Annotated in this window: 24 protein-coding genes; 2 read left to right on the forward strand and 22 right to left on the reverse strand. The window is 62.1% G+C overall.

Going from position 1 to position 20541, the window contains the following annotated elements:
- Positions 1-5: 5 nt before the first annotated feature.
- From BMX61_RS08880 to ruvC, 16 genes are all read right to left on the reverse strand, one after another.
- Positions 6-893, reverse strand: coding sequence for a metallophosphoesterase (locus BMX61_RS08880; RefSeq protein WP_075626992.1), 888 nt, complete (start codon positions 891-893; stop codon positions 6-8).
- On the reverse strand, positions 890-1933 hold the full coding sequence (gene ruvB, locus BMX61_RS08885; RefSeq protein ID WP_075626991.1) for a Holliday junction branch migration DNA helicase RuvB: 1044 nt from the start codon (positions 1931-1933) through the stop codon (positions 890-892). Before ruvB ends, BMX61_RS08880 begins: the two co-directional genes overlap by 4 nt.
- Entirely contained in the window at positions 1930-2337 is a 408-nt protein-coding gene (locus tag BMX61_RS08890) for a PIN domain-containing protein (protein ID WP_075626990.1), read from the reverse strand. Before BMX61_RS08890 ends, ruvB begins: the two co-directional genes overlap by 4 nt.
- Positions 2334-2627, reverse strand: coding sequence for an AbrB/MazE/SpoVT family DNA-binding domain-containing protein (locus tag BMX61_RS08895; protein WP_075626989.1), 294 nt, complete (start codon positions 2625-2627; stop codon positions 2334-2336). Before BMX61_RS08895 ends, BMX61_RS08890 begins: the two co-directional genes overlap by 4 nt.
- A 54-nt stretch (positions 2628-2681) precedes the next feature.
- On the reverse strand, positions 2682-3296 hold the full coding sequence (ruvA, locus tag BMX61_RS08900) for a Holliday junction branch migration protein RuvA (RefSeq protein ID WP_075626988.1): 615 nt from the start codon (positions 3294-3296) through the stop codon (positions 2682-2684).
- Between the two features lie 244 nt (positions 3297-3540).
- Entirely contained in the window at positions 3541-5031 is a 1491-nt protein-coding gene (gene glpK, locus BMX61_RS08905; RefSeq protein ID WP_075626987.1) for a glycerol kinase GlpK, read from the reverse strand.
- Positions 5032-5100: 69 nt separating this feature from the next.
- Positions 5101-6822: an ABC transporter substrate-binding protein gene (locus BMX61_RS08910; protein WP_075626986.1), complete on the reverse strand. Its 1722-nt coding sequence runs from the start codon at positions 6820-6822 to the stop codon at positions 5101-5103.
- A gap of 90 nt (positions 6823-6912) precedes the next feature.
- Positions 6913-7221 carry a DUF2160 domain-containing protein gene (locus BMX61_RS08915; RefSeq protein WP_075626985.1) on the reverse strand — a complete coding sequence of 103 codons (309 nt, stop codon included), beginning with the start codon at positions 7219-7221 and terminating at the stop codon, positions 6913-6915.
- Between the two features lies 1 nt (position 7222).
- A complete protein-coding gene (locus BMX61_RS08920) occupies positions 7223-8134 on the reverse strand; it encodes a carbohydrate ABC transporter permease (RefSeq protein ID WP_075627063.1) in 912 nt (303 codons plus the stop codon).
- A gap of 5 nt (positions 8135-8139) precedes the next feature.
- Positions 8140-9006: a carbohydrate ABC transporter permease gene (locus BMX61_RS08925; protein WP_075626984.1), complete on the reverse strand. Its 867-nt coding sequence runs from the start codon at positions 9004-9006 to the stop codon at positions 8140-8142.
- Between the two features lie 3 nt (positions 9007-9009).
- Positions 9010-10080, reverse strand: a complete 1071-nt coding sequence (locus BMX61_RS08930; protein ID WP_075626983.1) for an ABC transporter ATP-binding protein — start codon at positions 10078-10080, stop codon at positions 9010-9012.
- Positions 10081-10091: 11 nt separating this feature from the next.
- Positions 10092-11195 carry an ABC transporter ATP-binding protein gene (locus BMX61_RS08935; protein ID WP_075626982.1) on the reverse strand — a complete coding sequence of 368 codons (1104 nt, stop codon included), beginning with the start codon at positions 11193-11195 and terminating at the stop codon, positions 10092-10094.
- A gap of 136 nt (positions 11196-11331) precedes the next feature.
- Entirely contained in the window at positions 11332-12852 is a 1521-nt protein-coding gene (locus tag BMX61_RS08940; RefSeq protein WP_075626981.1) for a glycerol-3-phosphate dehydrogenase, read from the reverse strand.
- A 114-nt stretch (positions 12853-12966) separates the two neighbouring features.
- Entirely contained in the window at positions 12967-13731 is a 765-nt protein-coding gene (locus BMX61_RS08945) for a DeoR/GlpR family DNA-binding transcription regulator (protein ID WP_075626980.1), read from the reverse strand.
- Positions 13732-13823: 92 nt separating this feature from the next.
- Entirely contained in the window at positions 13824-14291 is a 468-nt protein-coding gene (locus BMX61_RS08950) for a YiiD C-terminal domain-containing protein (protein WP_075626979.1), read from the reverse strand.
- A 110-nt stretch (positions 14292-14401) separates the two neighbouring features.
- Positions 14402-14920: a crossover junction endodeoxyribonuclease RuvC gene (gene ruvC, locus BMX61_RS08955; protein WP_075626978.1), complete on the reverse strand. Its 519-nt coding sequence runs from the start codon at positions 14918-14920 to the stop codon at positions 14402-14404.
- A gap of 295 nt (positions 14921-15215) precedes the next feature.
- Here ruvC and BMX61_RS08960 point away from each other — a divergent pair, with 295 nt between their 5' ends.
- Positions 15216-16217, forward strand: coding sequence for an LLM class flavin-dependent oxidoreductase (locus BMX61_RS08960; protein WP_075626977.1), 1002 nt, complete (start codon positions 15216-15218; stop codon positions 16215-16217).
- A gap of 80 nt (positions 16218-16297) precedes the next feature.
- Here BMX61_RS08960 and BMX61_RS08965 read toward each other — a convergent pair whose 3' ends face one another.
- The 4 genes from BMX61_RS08965 to BMX61_RS08980 form a co-directional block, all read right to left on the reverse strand.
- Positions 16298-17044, reverse strand: a complete 747-nt coding sequence (locus BMX61_RS08965) for a YebC/PmpR family DNA-binding transcriptional regulator (RefSeq protein ID WP_075626976.1) — start codon at positions 17042-17044, stop codon at positions 16298-16300.
- A 199-nt stretch (positions 17045-17243) separates the two neighbouring features.
- The gene (locus BMX61_RS08970) at positions 17244-18110 is read right to left on the reverse strand and encodes an MBL fold metallo-hydrolase (protein ID WP_075626975.1); all 867 of its coding nucleotides are present in this window, start codon (positions 18108-18110) and stop codon (positions 17244-17246) included.
- A gap of 142 nt (positions 18111-18252) precedes the next feature.
- A complete protein-coding gene (locus BMX61_RS08975) occupies positions 18253-18702 on the reverse strand; it encodes a HEPN domain-containing protein (protein ID WP_139198898.1) in 450 nt (149 codons plus the stop codon).
- Complete coding sequence (locus tag BMX61_RS08980) at positions 18692-19015, reverse strand: nucleotidyltransferase domain-containing protein (RefSeq protein ID WP_234794636.1); 324 nt, start codon at positions 19013-19015, stop codon at positions 18692-18694. Before BMX61_RS08980 ends, BMX61_RS08975 begins: the two co-directional genes overlap by 11 nt.
- A 153-nt stretch (positions 19016-19168) precedes the next feature.
- Here BMX61_RS08980 and BMX61_RS08985 point away from each other — a divergent pair, with 153 nt between their 5' ends.
- Positions 19169-19612, forward strand: coding sequence for a GNAT family N-acetyltransferase (locus BMX61_RS08985; protein WP_075626972.1), 444 nt, complete (start codon positions 19169-19171; stop codon positions 19610-19612).
- Here the strand turns inward: BMX61_RS08985 and BMX61_RS08990 are convergent.
- Together BMX61_RS08990 and BMX61_RS08995 are read right to left on the reverse strand one after the other, a co-directional pair.
- Positions 19609-20214, reverse strand: a complete 606-nt coding sequence (locus BMX61_RS08990) for an alpha-ketoglutarate-dependent dioxygenase AlkB (protein WP_075626971.1) — start codon at positions 20212-20214, stop codon at positions 19609-19611. The two genes, BMX61_RS08985 and BMX61_RS08990, sit on opposite strands and share 4 nt — an antisense overlap.
- A 30-nt stretch (positions 20215-20244) precedes the next feature.
- Positions 20245-20529: a YciI family protein gene (locus BMX61_RS08995; RefSeq protein ID WP_075626970.1), complete on the reverse strand. Its 285-nt coding sequence runs from the start codon at positions 20527-20529 to the stop codon at positions 20245-20247.
- Positions 20530-20541 lie beyond the last annotated feature (12 nt).

A 20541-nucleotide genomic window follows, 5' to 3' on the forward strand; every position in this document is an offset into this window, starting at 1 on the left:
CTGTGTCAAGCGGAAGCCTGGGCACCGAGTTCGACTACGACAATCTCCGGCGGCACACCGAAGCGCATGGGAACACCCGAGGTGCCGAGCCCTGCCGAAACAATCAGGTGACGGCCTTCCTCGACGATATGGCCATGGGCATAGCGCGCGCCGTAACGCGAGGGAATGAACGGCATCATACCGAAGATCTTGATCTGCCCGCCATGGGTATGACCGGACAAGGTGACGGCGACGCGATCCGGCACCTTGGGAAAGATATCCGGCTCATGCGCCATGAGGATCACAGGCGCCGCATCCTTCACCTGCGCCAGCGTGCCCGGCAGATCATCCAGCGGCCGAAGAGGGCCATATTGGTCGGCAAGCCCCGCCAGCCAGAAGCGGTGACCGTCCTTATCCATGGCAACAGCGCGGTTGTCATAGACGGGCACGCCAATGCCTGCCAGCGCGCGATGAACGACGGTCGGCCCGTGGCCTTGCGCCATGGCCTCGGGATCATCGGCCCAATCATGATTGCCGAGGATGGCATGAACACCGAACGGGGCGGAAAGGCCCGACAAGGCGTCTGCCCAGTCCTCCGGCGCCACCTGGCCGCCGGACAGGCGCATGCCCGACAGAAAGTCTCCGAGCAGCAGCACCATATCGCCCTGCAACGCCTGAGCCTGGTCGGCAATGCCCTTGATCCGCTGTGCCGTCATCCACGGGCGACAGGCATGAAAATCCGCCAGAAGCACGAGGCGCAGACGCAAGCCGTCCGGCCAGTTCGGCGGTGTCAGGCGATAGGTCACGGTCTTCAGCCGCAGGATCGGCTCGATGCCGACCGCATAGGTGGTGGTCGACAGGCTGGCGAAGAGAAAGCCGGCGGCGGCCCGCAGGAAATTGCGGCGGGCGATCACTCCCCTTCCTCCTGAAACAGACGGAACTGCGTGGCCTCCGCCTCCTTGGGCGGGATCAGGCCGAGATGCTTCCAGGCGTTGACCGTCAGAACGCGGCCGCGCGGGGTGCGCTGGATGAAGCCCTGCTGGATCATATAGGGTTCGATAATGTCCTCGATCGTATCGCGCGGCTCGGACAGGCCGGCGGCGATCGTCTCGATGCCGACAGGGCCGCCGGCGAAATTCAGCGCGATCATGGTGAGATAGCGCTTGTCGAGCTGGTCGAAGCCCATCTTGTCGACCAGAAGCCTTGTCAGCGCGACATCGGCAATCTCCCGCGTCACCGCTTCCGCGCGCGCCACCTCGGCGAAATCGCGCACACGCCTGAGAAGCCGGCCCGCGATGCGCGGCGTGCCACGCGAGCGCCGAGCGATCTCTCGCGCGCCCTCCTCCGTCATCGGCAGGCCCATCAGCCTTGCGCCGCGCCGCACGATCAGTTCCAGTTCCTCGACCGTGTAAAAACTCAAGCGCACGGGAATGCCGAAGCGATCGCGCAAGGGATTGGTGAGCAGGCCGAAGCGGGTGGTGGCCGCCACCAGCGTGAACTTGGCCAGGTCGATCTTGACCGAGCGCGCCGCCGGCCCCTCGCCGATGATCAGGTCGAGCTGGAAATCCTCCATCGCCGGATAGAGGATTTCCTCGACGGCGGGATTGAGCCGGTGGATCTCGTCGATGAACAGAACGTCGCGCTCTTCGAGCTGGGTCAGAAGGGCTGCGAGATCGCCGGCCTTGGCGATGACGGGGCCCGAGGTCGAGCGGAAATTGACGCCGAGCTCCTTGGCCATGATCTGCGCCAGCGTCGTCTTGCCCAGGCCCGGCGGGCCGACGAAGAGCACATGGTCCAGCGCCTCGCCACGATTCTTGGCCGCCTCGATGAAGATCTTCAGATTGGCCCGCGCCTCGGCCTGGCCGGTAAAGTCGTCAAGCGACTGCGGCCTCAAGGTAGTGTCGACATCCTCGCCGCGCTTTTCGGCAGAGAGAAGGCGGGGAGGCATGGTCATGCGAGAAGTTCCATTCCAGAAATTTTACGGGCGGCAGAGCGGTCGAAGGTCAAGGTCGCCTCGCACCCAGCAAACCGATTGCATTCGGCAATCAAAGCATCTTCAAAATCAGCTTTTGTGCGGCGAACCACTTCGATCGTGTTGGCGAGGATCTCGAAGTCTGCGACCTCCATCTCGCGGCGCTCAAGGACAGCCTGAAAGAAGTCCATAATCACATCGATTGAGCACTTGTAGTAGCGACCAAGAACCCAGTGCGTTTCCAGAATGACGGGAAGACCGATCAGCAATGTTTCTTCGGGAGCGAGGGAAGCAAAAAGACGCTCGATGGCCTTGATTTGCTGGGCATCATCGGCAACGGCAATTCGGACAAGCACATTGGTGTCGATCGCGCGCTGCGATGTCACGACTCGCCATCCTTGCGCAGATCTTTTTCGCTGTTCCGAAGAAAACGCTCGACAGCGGCGTCCGCTACGCTATCGCGCATGGCAGTCTCGGAGGCTGGCGCATCACCGCGTGCAGCCGAACGCGCAAAACCCAAAAGCTCGGCCACCGGTTTGCTGCGTGGAATGACGATCATCTCGCCATTTCGAACCCACGCATAACATTTATCGCCAGGCTGCATGTTCAGTTGCTCGCGCACAATCTTCGGGACGGTCATCTGCCCCTTGGAGGTGATTGTCATCTCAAAACCCATGGCCACCTCTCTATCGCTTGCCAGAAAAGTAAGGCAAATCGGAGGATGCGTCCATCATCGCGCCAGCTCCTTCAGCCCGAGCCGGATGAGCTTGGCGCTGTCGGCCCCTTCCCCGCCATTCTTCAGCGCCGCGGCGATGGCGTTGGCGGCCTGGTCGCGGGAATAGCCGAGGTTGGTCAGCGCCGAGACGGCATCGGAGACTGGGGCTGAGGCCACGCCTTCGCCAAGCTCCTGCTTGAAGCCGATGGCGCTATCCATCTCGCCGGCAAAGGACGGCGCGCGGGATTTCAATTCGGTGGTGATGCGCAGCGCGACCTTCGGCCCGACGCCGGGCGCGCGCGAGATTGCCGCACGATCCTGCAGCGCAATGGCATTGGCGAGTTCGCCTGGCGTCATCACCGAGAGCACGTTCAGCGCCACCTTCGAACCAACGCCCTGCACACTCTGCAAAAGCCGGAACCACTCCCGCTCCAGCGCGGAGAGGAAGCCGAAGAGGCGCAACTGATCCTCGCGCACATAGGTCTCGATAAACAAGGCCGCCGCCTCGCCGACGCTCATCTTGGAGAGCGTGCGCGCCGAGCAATGGGCGACATAGCCGACACCGTGGACATCGACCACAACATGGTCTTCGCCGACCTCGTCGACGGTCCCCTTCAACTTTCCGATCATGATCCGCTCTTCAACGCTTAGCGAGGTCCAGTGACATGGGGAGCGGCGGCAGCGACGTGTCCCACTCTCCCTCATGTCCTTCTGACTAAAGGCGGACATTCAAGAACAAGTCAAGAACATGCCGCCGAAAGACGGCAGCAATCGGTCGTATCCTCATAAAGCGAGGAATGAAGCCGACCGGCACGTCATTTGGCGGAAAGTTTATGATGGGATGATGCGCGACGCGAGCCGGTTGACTGAAACATTAGGATGACAGGCAGCGGCGCACGCTATCGCGCCAGCCGGCCGTGGCCTGCGCACGTTCGGTCGTATCCATGGCCGGTTCGAAGCGGCGGTCGCGATGCCAGCGGGCAGAGAACCCCTTGGCATCTGGCCAGAGGCCGGCGCGCGAGGCGGCCAGCCAGGCGGCGCCGAGGATCGTGGTTTCCAGGAAAACCGGGCGGTCGACGGGCGCCGCAAGAATATCGGCGAGGCGCTGCATGGTCCAGTTCGAGGCAACCATGCCGCCATCCACGCGCAGCACGGTGCGCCCATCATGCCCCTCCCAGTCCTGCTGCATGGCGTCGAGCAAATCGAGCGTCTGAAAGGCGACACTTTCCAATGCCGCGCGGGCAAATTCCGCAGGGCCGGTGCCGCGTGTCAGGCCGAAGATCGCGCCGCGCGCCTCCGCATCCCACCAGGGTGCGCCAAGGCCGGTAAAGGCCGGCACGAGATAGACGCGCTGGTTGGGATCGGCGGCCTCTGCCAGCGCACTGACCTCGGAAGCGACCTTGATAAAGCCCATCTCGTCGCGCAGCCATTGAACGGCGGCGCCGGCGATGAAGATCGAGCCTTCGAGCGCATAGGTGGTCACACCATCCAGCCTGTAGGCGATGGTGGTCAGCAGCCGGTTGGTGGAGGCGACGCGATCCGTGCCGGTGTTGAGCAGCGCGAAGCAGCCGGTGCCATAGGTCGATTTCATCATGCCCGGCTCGAAGCAGGCATTGCCGATCACGGCGGCCTGCTGATCCCCGGCCACGCCGAGGATCGGCACCTCGGCGCCGAAAAGCGCCGCATCGGTCACGCCGAAATCGGCGGCGCAGTCCAGCACCTCGGGCAGCATGGCCATGGGCACATTCAAAATGCCGGCCAGTTCCTCGTCCCAGCAATTTCGCCCGATATCGTAGAGCAGCGTGCGCGAGGCATTGGTGGCATCGGTCACATGCCGGCGTCCGCCGGTCAGCCGGTAGATCAGGAAGCTGTCCACCGTGCCGAAACAGACCTCGCCACGCTCGGCACGCGCGCGCAGCCCATCGACATGATCGAGCAGCCAGGAAAGCTTTGTGCCTGCGAAATAAGGATCGAGCAGCAGGCCGGTGCGCGCGGCAAACAGCGGCTCCAGCCCCTTCTCCTTCAAGGCCTCGCAGATCGGCGCTCCACGTCGGTCTTGCCAGACGATGGCGCGATGGAGCGGTTTGCCGGTCGCCTTGTCCCAAACAACAGTGGTTTCGCGTTGGTTGGTGATGCCGATTGCGGCAAGGTCGCTGGCGGCAATGCCGGCATTGGCAAGTGCCAGGCGAATCGTTTCGGTGACACTCGTCCAGATATCCTCCGGCTCATGCTCCACCCAGCCTGAATCGGGAAAATGCTGCGGAAACTCCCGTTGTCCCGAGCCCACCACCCGCATGTCCTGGTCGAAGACCATCGACCGCGTGGATGTCGTGCCCTGGTCGATGGCCAGAATATAACCGCGCATTCCCGTCGCTCCCCCTCATGCCGTGAAGGACCGGGGCGGCCAGCCGCCCCGGTCCTTTTGTTCAAGAGCTTACTTCTGCCAGCTCTTCACCAGCTCGTCATAATTGACGGTGACCGGCTTTTCCTTCTCGTTGGCGATCTTCAGCTGCGGCGCCAGGTTGCCCTTGGAAACCGCGTCCTTGTTCCAGTATTCGATGTCGTGCTCCTTGGCGAGTTTCGGGCCTGCATCGCCCTGCACACCGGCCTTCTCCAGGCGCGCCATCACCTTCTCCTGGGCTTCGCAGAGCGAATCCATCGCCTGCTGCGCGGTCTTGGCGCCGGCTGCGGCATCGCCGATCGCCTGCCACCAGAGCTGCGCGAGCTTCGGATAGTCAGGCACGTTGGTGCCGGTCGGCGACCACTGCACGCGCGCCGGCGAGCGGTAGAACTCGACCAGGCCGCCGAGCTTGGAGGCGCGATCGGTGAAGCTCTTGTGGTGAATGGTCGAGTCACGGATGAAGGTGAGACCGACATGGCTCTTCTTCACGTCGACGGTCTTGGAGGTGACGAACTGGGCATAGAGCCAGGCGGCCTTGGCACGGTCGTCGGGGGTGGACTTCATCAGGGTCCAGGAGCCGACGTCCTGATAGCCGAGCTTCATGCCGTCCTTCCAGTAGACGCCATGCGGCGAGGGTGCGACGCGCCATTTCGGCGAACCGTCCTCGTTGACCACGGGCAAGCCGGGCTTGGCCATGTCGGCGGTAAAGGCGGTGTACCAGAAGATCTGCTGGGCGACATTGCCCTGCGACGGAACCGGGCCGGATTCGGAGAAGGTCATGCCCTGGGCTTCCGGCGGGGCGTATTTCTTCAGCCATTCGAGATATTTCTCGATGGAGTAGACCGCCGCCGGGCCGTTGGTATCGCCGCCGCGCGCCACGCAGGAGCCGACCGGCTGCGACTTCTCATTGACCTTGATGCCCCATTCGTCGACCGGCAGGCCATTGGGCAGGCCCTTGTCGCCATTGCCGGCCATGGAGAGCCAGGCATCGGTGAAGCGCCAGCCGAGCGACGGGTCCTTCTTGCCGTAGTCCATATGGCCGAAGACCTTCTTGCCGCCGACATCGCGGCCGGTGAAGAATTCGGCAATATCCTCATAGGCCGACCAGTTGACGGGAACACCCAGATCGTAGCCATACTTGGCCTTGAAATCGGCCTTGTTCTTCTCGTCGTTGAACCAGTCGTAGCGGAACCAATAGAGGTTGGCGAACTGCTGGTCGGGCAGCTGATAGAGCTTCTTGTCCGGCGCCGTGGTGAAGGAGGAGCCGATGAAGTCCTTCAGGTCGAGGTCCGGATTGGTGACATCCTTGCCTTCATTGGCCATGAAGTCGGTCAGGTTGCGCACCTGCTTGTAGCGCCAATGCGTGCCGATCAGGTCGCTGTCGTTGACCCAGCCATCATAAAGGTTCTGGCCGGTCTGCATCTGGGTCTGGATCTTTTCGACCACATCCCCTTCCTGGATGATGTCGTGCGTCACCTTGATGCCGGTGATCGCGGTGAAGGCGGGCGCCAGCACCTTGGACTCATATTCATGGGTGGTCAGCGATTCGGAAACGACCTTGATCTCCATGCCGGCGAAGGGCTTCGCCGCATCGATGAACCATTGCATTTCCTTTTCCTGGCCGGCGCGATCGAGCGACGAGAGATCGCCGATTTCCTTGTCCAAGAATTGCTTCGCATCGTCCATCCCGGCAAAAGCCGAGCCTGTCATGGCCAAGACGATGGCCGCCGTCGTCGTCATCAAATGCCGTCGCATGATTGTCCTCCCAGTTGCGATTGCATGCGGTTGGTCGGGCGGCGTCTCCTCGCGCGCCCGAGATCCTCTTGCCTCTCGGAGCCTCGCGCTTCAGACGAAGCGGAAGACCCCGATGGCAAAGACCACGGACAGGACGAGAGCCCACCAGAGGTCAAGGCCGGAAAGGCCCAGCCAGGCAAGATGAATGAATGCGCTGCCAAGCAGCGAAATGAACAGCCGGTCGCCGCGCGTCGTCTCAAAACGCAGGATGCCGTGGCGCGGCGCTCCGCCGGGCGAAGCAGCCTCCCAGAGGCCCATGCCCAGGATCAAAAGCGCGATGACGGCGAAGAAGGCGGCCGTTTGCCAGGTCCAGGCCATCCAGGAAAAATTGGGCCAGGAAAAATCGGACAGAGACGTCATATCAAACCCTCCCCAGGGCAAAGCCCTTGGCGATGTAGTTGCGCACGAACCAGATGACGAGCGCGCCGGGGATCAGCGTGAGAACACCGGCGGCAGCCAGCAGGCCCCAGTCCATGCCGGCGGCCGAAACAGTGCGGGTCATGGTGGCGGCGATCGGCTTGGCGTCGGTCGTCGTCAGGGTGCGGGCGATCAGGAGCTCGACCCAGGAAAACATGAAGCAGAAGAAGCAGGCGACCCCGATGCCCGAAGCGATCAGCGGCGTGAAGATCTTCACGAAGAAGGTCGGGAAGGAATAGCCGTCGATATAGGCGGTCTCGTCGATTTCCTTGGGTACGCCCGACATGAAGCCCTCGAGGATCCACACGGCGAGCGGCACGTTGAACAGGCAATGGGCCAGCGCCACGGCGATGTGGGTGTCGATCAGGCCGAAGGCCGAATAGAGCTGGAAGAAGGGCAGCGCAAAGACGGCCGGCGGCGCCATGCGGTTGGTCAGGAGCCAGAAGAACAGGTGCTTGTCGCCCAGGAAGCGGTAGCGCGAGAAGGCGTAAGCCGCCGGCAGCGCCGCCGCCACCGAGATCACCATGTTCATCACGACATAAAGGATCGAGTTGATATAGCCGGAATACCAGGAGCTGTCGGTGAAGATCGTCCGGTAATTGGCGAGCGTCGGCTGATGCGGATAGAGCGTCATGGACGAGACGATTTCCGTGTTCGTCTTGAAGCTCATATTCACGAGCCAGTAGATCGGCACCATCAGCAGGATGATGTAGATCGTCGGCACCAGGAAGCCGAAGCGCGAGGCACCGTCGCGTCTGATGCGCCGGGCCGCGGCCGGCGTGGTCGCGGAGCGGACGGTGGGCGCCTGTGCAGCGCTTCTGTCCAAAACGGGCGATGTCGCATTGCTGGCGGTCATGGGCATCAAGCCTCCGCGTCGTGGCTGGTCATGACGGTGTAGAACACCCATGACAGAAGCAGGATGATGAGGAAGTAGATCAGCGACATGGCGGCCGCGGGCCCGAGATCGAACTGGCCGAGCGCCATCTTCACGAGATCGATGGACAGGAAGGTGGTGGAATTGCCCGGTCCGCCGCCGGTGACGACGAAGGGCTCGGTATAGATCATGAAGCTGTCCATGAAGCGCAGCAGGAAGGCGATCAGCAGCACACGCTTCATCTTCGGCAGCTGGATGAAGCGGAAGATGGCGAGGCGCGACGCTCCGTCGATGCGTGCGGCCTGGTAATAGGCATCGGGGATGGAAACGAGGCTGGCATAGCAGAGCAGCACGACGAGGCTGGTCCAGTGCCAGACATCCATGACGATGACCGTGACCCAGGCATCGAAGGGATCGTTGACGTAATTGTAATCAAGGCCGATCGCATTGGCGGCATAGCCAAGCAGGCCGATATCGGAGCGGCCGAAGACCTGCCAGATCGTGCCCACCACGTTCCACGGCACCAGCAGCGGCAGCGCCATGGTGACCAGGCAGATCGGCACGCCGAGGCCCGCCTTCGGCATTTTCAGCGCGATGAAGATGCCGAGCGGTATCTCGATCGCCAGGATGATGCCGGAAAACAGGAGATTGCGGCCGAGCGCATCCCAAAAGCGGTCGGACGAGAGGATCTCCTCGAACCATTGGGTGCCGGCCCAGAAGAACTCGTTATTGCCGAACGTGTCCTGAACCGAATAGTTGACCACCGTCATCAACGGGATGACCGCCGAGAAGGCGACCAGCACGAGAACCGGCAGGACCATGAACCAGGCCTTGTTGTTCCAGGTCTTTTCCATCTCTTAAGCTCCCATGCCGACGCGCCAGGAATCGGCGAAGACGCCGATTGCCGAGGGATCGAAGCGGATGCCGGCCTCTGCCGGAATCTCTTCCTCTTCCGGCACGACGATGGCCAGCTTCTGCCCGGCGAAGCGGGCGCGCACGATCTTGTGGCGGCCGATATCCTCGACTTTTTCGACCTGTACCGGCAGGCCGCCACGCTCCAGCTTGACGAATTCGGGGCGAATGCCGAGCTCAATGCGGCCAGCCGCCGGCAGGCGCGGCGCGGCCGAGAGCGCAATCGTCTGGCCGCCGACACTCGCTGTGGCGCCATCGATCGAAGCGGGCATCACATTCATGCCCGGCGAACCGATGAAATAGCCGACGAAGGTGTGGCGCGGCGTTTCGAACAGTTCGGCCGGCGTGCCGATCTGGACGATCTGGCCGTCATACATCACCACTACCTTGTCGGCGAAGGTCAGCGCCTCGGTCTGATCATGGGTGACATAGACCATGGTGAAGCCGGACTGACGATGCAGGCGCTTCAGCTGCGAGCGCAGCACCCATTTCATATGCGGGTCGATGACGGTCAGCGGTTCGTCGAACAGGATGGCGTTGACATCGGCGCGCACCAGCCCGCGGCCGAGCGAGATCTTCTGCTTCTGGTCGGCCGTCAGGCCGCGTGCCCGGCGCGTGGCCATGCCTGAGAGATCGGTCATCTCGAGAATGTCGCGCACGCGGCGGTCGACCTCGGCTTCCGGCACCTGCCGGTTGCGCAAGGGAAAGGCCAGATTGTCGTAGACCGTCATCGTGTCGTAGACGACCGGAAACTGGAAGACCTGGGCGATATTGCGCTCTTCGGTCGAAAGATCCGTCACATCGGCTCCGTCGAAGGCGATCCGCCCTTCCGAGGGGCGCAGAAGGCCCGAGATGATGTTGAGCAGCGTGGTCTTGCCGCAGCCGGAGGGCCCGAGCAGCGCATAAGCGCCCCCATCCTCCCATTCGTGATGGACCTCTTTCAGCGCGTAGTCGCCAGCGGCGCGCGCCTTCTCGTTATAAGCATGGCGGATGTGGTCGAGCGTGATGCGGGCCATGGACTGTCTCCTCAAACGCGGCCGGGGGATGCCGCGCCGGGCACATGCCGGCTGCCGCCGATTGCCTGTCCGCGTCCGTCGAAAGCCAGCAGGTGGCGCGTGTCGAGAAACAGGTCGATCTCGCGGTCGGGTTCGATATCGTGAATGCCGTGGGCGAGCATGACCCAGCGCGCGCCTTCGAAATCGACATGCACGAAGCTTTCCGAACCGGCGATTTCGGAGATCAGCGTGCGGGCACGCAAGGGCGTCTGTGCGGAGCCGGCAGCCTTTGGAAAGAGATGATGCGGCTGGAAGCCCATGGTGACAGGACCATCCGGCACATTGGCGAGGTGGGCTGGCACATCGACCACCGGCCGGCCGGCCCGGCTGAAGCGCCCGTCGGCCTTAACCACATCGATGGTGTTGAGCGGCGGATCGGCAAAGGTGCGCGCGGTGACGAGATCGACCGGATGGCGATAGACCTCGATGGTCTTGTCGAACTGGGTCACCGCCCCCTCGCTCAGGGTCGCGGTGTTGCCGCCAAGCAGCAGGGCTTCGGAGGGTTCGGTCGTGGCATAGACGAAGATCGAGCCGGTCGCGGCGAAGATGCGCGGCAATTCCTCGCGCAGCTCTTCGCGCAGCTTGTAGTCGAGATTGGCGAGCGGCTCGTCGAGGAGAACGAGCTTGGCATTCTTGACGATGGCGCGGGCGAGCGCCGTGCGCTGCTGCTGACCACCGGAGAGGTTGAGCGGCGTGCGGTCGAGATAGGGCGTCAGCCGGAGGAGTTCGGCCGCCTTGCGCACCTCGCGGTCGATGGTCGCGGCATCCTTGCCGGCAACGCGCATCGGCGACGCGATATTTTCATAGACCGTGAAGGCCGGGTAGTTGATGAATTGCTGGTAGACCATGGCCACCGCGCGCTTCTGCACAGGCCAGCCGGTGACATCGACGCCGTCGAACCAGACCTGGCCCTCGGTCGGCTTGTCGAGCCCGGCCATCAGCCGCATCAGCGATGTCTTGCCAGACAGGGTCGGGCCGAGCAGCACGTTGAGGCTGCCCCTTTCGAGGGTCAGGTTGGTCGGGTGAATATGATAGGCGCCCGCCACCGTCTTCGAGACATTTCGTAATTCCAGCATGTCGACCTCGGGCCTCCTCAAACCCTCAGCGCTTAGAGCCTCGAACCGGAACCTTGGTCGGTCTGACGCTCTCCATTCTTTGTTTTCACATCGGATTGACCCGGAAGCAGCTCCCACTTGCCGGTCCGACGTCCCGTCAGACAGCTTGCAGCCGCCCGACAACCCCTTCCAAATAGCTCTCTAGCGCCGCGACCTCGTCTTGGCTCAAGAAAAGACCCTGCTTGGTCCGGCGCCACAAAATGTCCTGCGCCGTCACGGCCCATTCGCGCTCGACCAGCCAGAGCACCTCCGCCTCGTAAAGCGTGCCGCCGAAGTGGCGGCCAAGATCGGAGGCGTCTCTGGCCGCGTGCAGCATCTTGGCCGCATCGCTGCCATAACAGCGCACCAGCCGCTCGGCATGGCGCTGCGACAGGAACGGGAAGCGCCCGCGCAAGGCCTTGACTTCGCCGCCTGCCCCTTCGACCGGGAAATCGCCGCCTGGTAGGCGGGCGCCAGCCGTCCAAGCCGGCCCTTTGGCGCCGATCGCCTCGCCGATCTTTTCCAGCGCATGCTCGGCCAGCCGCCGATAGGTGGTCAGCTTGCCGCCGAAGACATTGAGCAAAGGTGGCTCGCCCTCACTGCCGTCCAGCTTCAGCACATAGTCTCGCGTGGCTTCCTGCGCCTTGGACGCCCCGTCGTCGAAGAGCGGCCGCACGCCGGAGTAGCTCCAGACGATATCCTCCGGCCGGACCGGATCGGCAAAATATTCGCTCGCCGCCCTGCAGAGATAATCCACCTCCTCGCCTGTGATCGCAATCTTGCGCGGGTCGCCCGTGAAATCGCGATCTGTCGTGCCGATCAGGGTAAAATCATCTTCGTAAGGGATAGCGAACATGATGCGGCCATCCGGATTTTGGAAGAAATATGCGCGTGGATCGGCGAATTTTCGCCTCACCACGATGTGGCTGCCCTGCACGAGGCGGACATTGCGCACATCGTTGCGGGCCAGCACGCCGGCGAGAACCTGGTCCACCCAGGGGCCCGCGGCATTGACGAGCATGCGCGCTTGATGCGTCGACACCCTGCCCTGCGCATCTCGAGTCTCGATGCGCCAGCCCTTGCCCTCGCGCCGGGCCGAAAGCACCTGGGCGCGATTGAGGATGAAGGCGCCCCGCTCGGCGGCGTCGCGCGCATTCAGAACCACGAGCCGCGCATCATCTACCCAGCCATCCGAATATTCGAAGGCCTTGCGAAAGATCGGCTTTAGCGGCCGACCGGCAGGATCACGCTTGAGATCGAGCGTTCGGGTTGCCGGCAACAGCTTTCGGCCGCCCAGATGATCGTAGAGAAACAGGCCGAGCCGCACCAGCCAGGCCGGCCGGACCCCGCCCTTCTGGAACGGCAGAACGAAACGCATGGGCCAGATGATGTGCGGCGCCATGGTCCACAGGATCTCGCGCTCCATCAGCGCTTCGCGCACCAGCCGGAATTCATAATGTTCGAGATAGCGCAGGCCGCCATGAATGAGCTTGGTAGAGGCAGACGAAGTGCCGGACGCGAAATCGTTCATTTCAGCCAGAGCGACCGAATAGCCGCGCCCTGCCGCATCACGCGCAATGCCGCAGCCGTTGATGCCGCCGCCGATCACGAACAGATCATGCATGGTCCCGTCTGACATAATGTCTCCCCGCTTTCCGGCGCTCTTCCCTCGCCTTATTCGAAAGCACAGCCATCTAGACCGAAGAAAAAACGAATGTCAAACGAAGATTTTCGCTCGCAGTTGCGAAAGGATTCAGGCGTTGGTTTCGATCAGCCGCACGTCGTTTTCCTGACAGATCGTCCGGATGCGCTCGCTCGGACAGCGATCGGTGATGAAGCTATGAACCTGGGATAGATGCCCTATGCGCACGGGAGCGGTGCGTTCGAACTTCGATGAGTCCGAGACCAGGATGACGTGACGGGCATTGGTCATGATCGCCTGCGCCACTTTCACTTCACGAAAATCGAAATCCAGCAACGCGCCATCGCTGTCGATTGCCGAGACGCCGATCACCGCGAAATCCACCTTGAACTGCCGGATGAAATCGACCGCCGCCTCGCCGACGATACCGCCGTCGGACCGACGGACGACGCCGCCGGCAATGACCACCTCGATGCCGGACGAAAGTCTCAACCGGTTGGCAACATTGATGTTATTGGTAATAACCATCAGGCCGGCATGATCGAACAGCGCCTCGCCCACGGCTTCCGTGGTCGTCCCGATATTGATGAAGAGCGAGGCATTGTCCGGGATCATTCCGGCTGCGGTGCGACCGATTGCCTGCTTCTCCGTCGCGGCAATGGCACGGCGCGCTTCATATTGCACATTTTCGTTTCCACTGGGAAAGATCGCGCCGCCATGCACGCGCGTCAGCATCTGGCCATCGCAGAGATCGTTGAGATCCTTGCGGATGGTCTGGGGCGTGACGCTGAAGCGCGCCGCGAGATCATCGACAATGACACGCCCGCTCGCCTTGGCCAGCGCGACAATCTCCTCCTGGCGTGCGCTCAGCAGCATGCGCTTCTCCCTTCGCGTTCTCTGATTTTCGGATGAAGAGAAAGCGAACCTTGGGCGAAGTCAACCTGATCTTGCGTGCATGCGGCCAGAGATCAGGATGGTTCCTGTGTCCGATCGCGCAAAAATGCGACGAAGCTGCCGGTCATGCGGCCACAGATGAGGCCCTCGCTCGCGAGCACCGACTGGACATCGAGGCGCGCCCGCTTCTTGCGCGCGAGCGTTTTCACGAAGGCAGGCCACACGGTTTCGTCGACCAGACGGGAGGTTGCTGTGAACACCTCTACCATCGGCTTGTCATAGGCCATGTGATTGGCCTGGATGACGATTTCGCTCGGACGGCCCGCCTGCTCCAGACGCAGATGCACGAGCGACCAGGCCGCCAGGATCGCGACGGCCGAAGCACTCCCGCCGAACACCGTCTGCTTATGGTTGATGTTGGGTCCGAGCGGCGCGGACAGCACGACGGACTGGTCGCTGACGAAGGAGACGGAGACACCCATGGCTGCCGACAGCGGAATCTGCCGGTGCAGATACTCTTCGAGCCTCTGCTTGCTATCCATCGGCATCCACCTTTCGTGCTGCTCGCCGTCCCTTACGACAACCTACGCCTCCCGCCAAACCCAGCCATGACGATGCAATGACCATATGGCGATCAGCACACGCATGCCGCTTAGCCCCCTGCCATGATCGCCGCCAGCCGGCCGGTCACGCTCTGGCGATGGTGGGCATGGCAGATGGCGATCGCCAGGGCGTCCGCCGCATCATTGCCCTGAAAGGTGGCGCGCGGCATTAGCACTTTCAGCATCATGTGGATCTGCTGTTTCTCGCCATGGCCGACGCCGATGACCGCCTTCTTCACCGCATTGGGGGCATACTCGGCCACGCGCAGGCCCGCACGCGCCGGCACCAGCATGGCGATGCCGCGCGCCTGGCCGAGCTTCAACGTGGCCACCGCGTCCTTGTTGACGAAGGTCTGCTCCACGGCGGCCTCGTCGGGCTGCAGGCGATGGACGACATCGGCCAGTCCATCATGCAGCTGGCAAAGACGGGAAGCCAGATCCATGTCGCCATCGGACGTCACCGTACCGGACTCGACGAAGCGTAGGCTATGCCCGATGGTCTCGATAACGCCCCAGCCGGTGCGACGCAGGCCAGGATCGATGCCGATGATCCGAATCGTAGCTGTCATGCGCAAAACCCTAAACTCAATAGGGCCAAACTGCCATTCAAAAGTGAACAAAACAAAAACAGTTAAGCATGAGACGCCGAGACATGCGGTTATGGCAAAGAGAGGTGCCCTGGCCCCGGGAAAGCGCCGGCCTGCCTGTGAACGGATCTGAATTCTTTTCTAAAACAATAGGTTGAAGGCGATCATGGGCAACGCCCTTACCCATTTTTCGCCACAGGGCACAAGGGTTGGATTCGCCCGGCGAATGCTTACATGAGAGTCAAACTCCGATTTCTCTTCAGAGAAGGCGCATATGATGGTCCCCTTTTCCATCCTTGATCTCTCCCCGATCACCCAGGGCGCCACGGCGAGCGATGCGCTCGCCAATTCGCGCCGGCTGGCGCAGGAGGCGGAAGCCTATGGCTACAAGCGCTTCTGGCTGGCCGAGCATCATGGCATGCGTGGCATTGCCAGCGCGGCGACGGCGGTCGTCATCAACCACGTCGCGGCCGGCACGCAGTCGATCCGTGTCGGCTCGGGCGGCATCATGCTGCCCAACCACGCTCCGCTGGTCATTGCCGAGCAGTTCGGCACGCTTGCAGCGCTGCATCCGGGCCGTATCGATCTTGGCCTCGGCCGCGCACCGGGCACGGACATGCGCACGGCCGCAGCGCTGCGTCGCAACATGGATGCCGGCGCGGAAAGCTTTCCCAATGACGTGGTCGAGCTGCAGGCGCTTCTGGCCGAGCCAGGCGAGAACCAGGGGCTGATCGCCGTTCCCGGCGCCGGTACCAATGTGCCGATCTGGCTGCTCGGCTCCTCGACCTATAGCGCGCAACTGGCCGCCATGCTTGGCCTGCCCTTTGCCTTCGCCTCGCATTTCGCGCCCGATATGCTGATGACCGCGCTGCAGATCTACCGCGAACGCTTCCGCCCGTCTGAGACGCTGCCCAAGCCCTATGCGATGGTCGGCATCATGGGTGTGGCGGCGGCAAGCGATGCGGAGGCCGACCACCTGTTCACCTCAATGCAGCAGTCTTTCGTGGCGCTCCGGCGCAATGCACGCGGCCAGTTTCCGCCACCGGTCGACAGCATGGACGGCCTCTGGTCGCCGGCCGAGAAGGAGTTCGTCGATCATTCCATGACCTATGCGGTCGTCGGCGGCCCGGAGCGCGTCGCGCGCAAGATCGGCGACTTCCTTGACATGACCAAGGCCGATGAGCTGATCGTCTCCATGCCGATCTTCGACATGGACGCCCGCCTCCAGTCCGTGAGGCTCTTCGCCGGTGCGCAGCAAAGGCTCGCCGAGGCGGCTTGAGCGGATTTCCGCACCCATAAGGACAAACAAAAATCCCCGGCACGAAGACCGGGGATTTTTTTGGGATGTAATGTCGGCGATCAGGCCGAAAGCTTGGCCATGACCTCGTCGGAAACTTCGAAATTGGTGTAGACGTTCTGGACGTCGTCATCGTCTTCGAGCGTTTCAACCAGCTTCAGAAGCGAGGCGGCGCGCTCTTCATCGACGGGCACGGTGTTCTGCGGACGCCAGACGGCCTTGATGGTCTCGGCTTCACCGAGCGCGCCTTCCAGCGCCTTGGAGACATCGTTGATGTCCTCGAAACCGCAATAGATCGTGTGGCTGTCCTCGTCGGAAACTACATCCTCGGCGCCTGCCTCGATGGCGGCGTCCATCACTTTGTCGGCGCTGCCGACGGAGGCCTTGTAGGTGATTTCGCCGACACGGTCAAAGGAGAAGGAGACCGAGCCTGTTTCGCCCAGCGCGCCGCCCGCCTTGGAAAAGGTGGAGCGCACGCTGGAGGCGGTGCGGTTGCGGTTGTCGGTCAGCGCCTCGACGATGACGGCAACGCCGCCGGGGCCATATCCTTCGTAGCGGACTTCATCATAGCTTTCGCCATCGGCGCCGGACGCCTTCTTGATGGCGCGCTCGATATTGTCCTTAGGCATGGACTGCGCCTTGGCGTTCTGGACAGCCAGACGCAGGCGCGAGTTCATGGTCGGATCGGGCAGACCCGTCTTGGCGGCAACGGTGATTTCGCGGGCGAGCTTGGAAAACATCTTGGAGCGCACGGCATCCTGGCGCCCCTTGCGGTGCATGATGTTCTTGAACTGTGAATGGCCTGCCATGGGTGTGACTCGTGTTCATTCCAGGGTTTTGACGGCACATCGTCCGGGATGAAGGTCGGACAGGATATGCGGAGGCGATCGGCTCAAGACGGCCGCGCAGTCGAGCTTCATGAAGATCGCGTGACGTCTTTGAGGGAAGTGGCCGCCTTATAGTCGGCTTGAACGCGCAGGTCCAGCGGCAGCCATGGGGAAATTGCGCTCAGACCCCTTGGAGAACCAGGATCAGGGGCCGCTTCGGCAGGCTGTTGAGCGAGACGGTGACCTGATCGCTGTCGGCATAGCGGGACTGAAAGCCCGCACCGAAGAGCGAAAGAAAGCGATCGATCGGCGGACCGCGGCGGTGCATGGGCAGGATCAGTGCCGAGCGCAGCCTTGTCACCACCCGGCTCATGCTGTCAGGGCCGAGCGTCAAGCCGCCATCGACAGGCACCATCACGACATCGAGCCGCCCGATTTCGGCATAATGCACCTCCGTCAGCTCCTGATGCAGATGGCCGAGATGGCCGATGCAGAGCCCGGCGATCTCGAAGATGAAGATCGAATTGCCGTTCTTCTCCATCGCCTCGCTGCCCCAGCCCATCCGGATATCGGTGACGACGTTGCGGACATAGGTATCGCGCAGCACGAGATCATGATCGGCCGGCCCGCCATCGTCCCGCCAGCCATGCAGCACATGGGCGATCGCCGGATCAGGGGACAAGGTATAGTGGGTCGAATGCGCCTTGTTCATCGTCACGATCTCAGGCGTTCCGGCCGGCTTGTACCAGCCGTTATAATCCGTGACGATCGACACACCCTCAGGGCTGACGATGTTGAAGGCGGAATGGCCGAGATAGGTGATGGTGACCGCGCCTGCCTTGCCCGCTGCCTTTGTCGGCACCGTCTCACCCGCGCCGAAGGCGGCATAGCGGACATGCGGCAGCCGACCGGCAATCGCCTGACACTGGCTCACCGGCTGCGCGGCAGGTGCCTCTGGCCGCAAGCCTTGCGCATGAGCGCCCGGCATGGGCCAGACGAGATGAAGGAAGGCAATGGCGACAAACAACAGAACGGCATAGCGCAGCATGACGGCAGCTCCCGCGCGCGTGGACTTCTCGTTCGCGAAAGGGAGGATAGCTGAGCGCGGATTTGCGTCCAGCACCGGCGTGATCGGGGAGCGTCACGTTTGCGTCATTGAAACGGGCCCTCTCGCTCCGTGCCGTCCCATGTCAGGATCGAGGCGGAGCGACTGTCTTTGCGGCAATCCTATCAGAGCCGGCAAGATCGACGCCGAAATGCAACGCAGCGTCATTGATAAGATCAGCTAAAGCAATCATCGATGCATCAAGCTCGCTTTTCTCTGGCTTGGCCGGCAGACGGCCCGCGTCCTTTGGATAGCGGTAGGTCGTTGCGTAGATCGTCAGAAAGGCCAGAGGCTGGAGTCTTGCCTTGAAAGCGTTGATCTCGGGAAGAAGGTCAAGCAAGACATCGAGGCGATGGACGTTGCGCCGCTCTGCCTTAACCTCCTCTGCGGTGAGAAGCGCCAGAAGAAGTTTCTCGGCGGCTTGCTGAAGATGGTAAGCACCATATCGGTTGCCGACACGGATCAACATCTCAGCCGCATCCAGATCCTCGTGGGCAAGCCGCAGATGATTGGCGATATGAAGCTCAATCGACAAGAAGAACGAGCCCGTCGCCAACGATATGGCTTGCTGCCGAATTCGCCACCATCATGTCGGCTTGGAAGTCCGATAGCCGTGCGCAGGACACATCGGCGTGAACACCTGTTCCTTCCTGTATCGTCCAGCCAAGCATAGGGGACAAAACGTCGTCAGGCGCATTGTCATCGACGATGACCTTTAGGTCCCAGTCACTTTGAGCGGTCGCCTCACCTCGCGCCCTGCTGCCATAGAGGATGATATCGACAGGGCGATAGGTTTCCTGAATTCGACCAAGCAGCGTCGAAAGCTCGGGAAAAAGCGCTGAGGACACAACACGTCCGCCCAGATTTTGCGCGACCAAGCCCATAGCGCACCCCATTGACTGTTCCAATATGTTAGAGCATTCGCCAGGAAAGTGAAACGCCGATCTCGAAATGCCAATTGCCGTTGACGGTCAAGGTTTAGACAACACGAAGAGGTCATCATGATTGAGATACGGCCACTCGCCGATGAAGATTTCCAGTCGTGGCTGCCTCTCTGGAAAGGCTATCAGACCTTCTACAAGGTCGAGATCGCTGAAGCTGTGACACGGCAGACATGGCAGAGGCTCAATGACCCCGACGAGCCGATGGGCGGCGCGCTTGCCTTGGTTGGCGGACTTGCGGCCGGCCTGGTCCATTTCATCATGCACCGCTCCTGCTGGACCACGGGCGACTATTGCTACCCTCAGGACCTCTTTGTCGATCCGGCGTTTCGAAAGCAGGGCCTGGGCATCAAGCTCATCGAACATGTGTTCGAGGTCGCGGAGCGCGCAGCATGCTCCAGGGTTTATTGGCTGACGCAGAGCTCGAACGCCACCGCCATGGAGCTTTATGACAAGCTCGCGCAAAGAACGGACTTCGTTCAGTACCGCAAGCTGCTGCCCTAAAGCGCGGCCATGGTCGAAACGGCCGGCGGCGTCACCTTGCGAAAGGTCAGAGAAATCCGTCTTCCGCGTTGGGCCTTCGCGCCGTCCACGATGTCGGATTTTCGCGCCGGAATTTCATGTGTCCAATCATATCGGCCAGCGCCCGTCAGCACGATGCATGAACGTGGGTGGAGCGTTACGGCAAGCGACCGGGAGCCGCCTCTTTCCCGGAAGATCATCTCGCATGGGGATAGAAGACTGATCGACGCAATCGATTGACCGAAGCATGGCACGCAATCCACATGGGCGCTGATTCCCTGGCCCGGTAAATATTCATTTGCGATGACCTGATCCGGCAAAGCGGAGACATGCCCTGAGATCAGCAACCTATCCGCAAGATCTCCAAGCCAGGCGGGCAGCGCTCCCAGATAGGCCTCCGCCGACACCGTCCGCGCCTTGTAGTCATAGATATATCCGAAATGCTGCACACGGCGCTTCAGCACATTGCTCCATGTCGCCGCATCGAGCTTGTCGGTGATAACCTGCTCCTCCTCGGAGGACAGGACGTCGCGGACATAGGTGACTCCAGGAGGCAGGGCGGCCGCATTGAGGGCATGATCCATGGACAGCCAATCCTTGCCATCCCGTCAGGCTCAATCCTTCAGCCGCTCCAGCCCCTCGGCCGCTATGCTGAAGGCCACCTCGGTCACCTCGTAATCCGCCACGCCATGCAGGGCGAAGGGATCGGCGGCGAGGAACGCGTCGAGCGCGGCGCGGTCGCCGTCGGCTAGGATCACGCCGCCGGTGCGTGGGATCTTGCGGCCCGACGCCAGGAACAGGCCGGACGAATAGCCCTGCTTCAGCCAGTCAATATGGGCGGTGAGATGGTCGTCGGCAGCTTCAGGGCCGTTGTGATAGGTCAGCGAGACGATGAACATGGCGCGTTCCGT

It is taken from the genome of Xaviernesmea oryzae, from assembly GCF_900109605.1.
GTDB lineage: Bacteria > Pseudomonadota > Alphaproteobacteria > Rhizobiales > Rhizobiaceae > Xaviernesmea > Xaviernesmea oryzae.

Coding starts and splice junctions, on each gene's coding strand:
- BMX61_RS08985 (WP_075626972.1), top strand. CDS start 19,169: ATGATTGAGATACGGCCACTCGCCGATGAAGATTTCCAGTCGTGGCTG.
- BMX61_RS08990 (WP_075626971.1), bottom strand. CDS start 20,214: ATGGATCATGCCCTCAATGCGGCCGCCCTGCCTCCTGGAGTCACCTAT.
- BMX61_RS08965 (WP_075626976.1), bottom strand. CDS start 17,044: ATGGCAGGCCATTCACAGTTCAAGAACATCATGCACCGCAAGGGGCGC.
- BMX61_RS08910 (WP_075626986.1), bottom strand. CDS start 6,822: ATGCGACGGCATTTGATGACGACGACGGCGGCCATCGTCTTGGCCATG.
- BMX61_RS08995 (WP_075626970.1), bottom strand. CDS start 20,529: ATGTTCATCGTCTCGCTGACCTATCACAACGGCCCTGAAGCTGCCGAC.
- BMX61_RS08895 (WP_075626989.1), bottom strand. CDS start 2,627: ATGGGTTTTGAGATGACAATCACCTCCAAGGGGCAGATGACCGTCCCG.
- glpK (WP_075626987.1), bottom strand. CDS start 5,031: ATGCGCGGTTATATTCTGGCCATCGACCAGGGCACGACATCCACGCGG.
- ruvB (WP_075626991.1), bottom strand. CDS start 1,933: ATGACCATGCCTCCCCGCCTTCTCTCTGCCGAAAAGCGCGGCGAGGAT.
- BMX61_RS08945 (WP_075626980.1), bottom strand. CDS start 13,731: ATGCTGCTGAGCGCACGCCAGGAGGAGATTGTCGCGCTGGCCAAGGCG.
- BMX61_RS08940 (WP_075626981.1), bottom strand. CDS start 12,852: ATGTCAGACGGGACCATGCATGATCTGTTCGTGATCGGCGGCGGCATC.
- BMX61_RS08930 (WP_075626983.1), bottom strand. CDS start 10,080: ATGGCCCGCATCACGCTCGACCACATCCGCCATGCTTATAACGAGAAG.
- ruvC (WP_075626978.1), bottom strand. CDS start 14,920: ATGACAGCTACGATTCGGATCATCGGCATCGATCCTGGCCTGCGTCGC.
- BMX61_RS08915 (WP_075626985.1), bottom strand. CDS start 7,221: ATGACGTCTCTGTCCGATTTTTCCTGGCCCAATTTTTCCTGGATGGCC.
- BMX61_RS08925 (WP_075626984.1), bottom strand. CDS start 9,006: ATGGAAAAGACCTGGAACAACAAGGCCTGGTTCATGGTCCTGCCGGTT.
- BMX61_RS08935 (WP_075626982.1), bottom strand. CDS start 11,195: ATGCTGGAATTACGAAATGTCTCGAAGACGGTGGCGGGCGCCTATCAT.
- BMX61_RS08970 (WP_075626975.1), bottom strand. CDS start 18,110: ATGCTGCGCTATGCCGTTCTGTTGTTTGTCGCCATTGCCTTCCTTCAT.
- BMX61_RS08960 (WP_075626977.1), top strand. CDS start 15,216: ATGGTCCCCTTTTCCATCCTTGATCTCTCCCCGATCACCCAGGGCGCC.
- BMX61_RS08920 (WP_075627063.1), bottom strand. CDS start 8,134: ATGACCGCCAGCAATGCGACATCGCCCGTTTTGGACAGAAGCGCTGCA.
- ruvA (WP_075626988.1), bottom strand. CDS start 3,296: ATGATCGGAAAGTTGAAGGGGACCGTCGACGAGGTCGGCGAAGACCAT.
- BMX61_RS08950 (WP_075626979.1), bottom strand. CDS start 14,291: ATGGATAGCAAGCAGAGGCTCGAAGAGTATCTGCACCGGCAGATTCCG.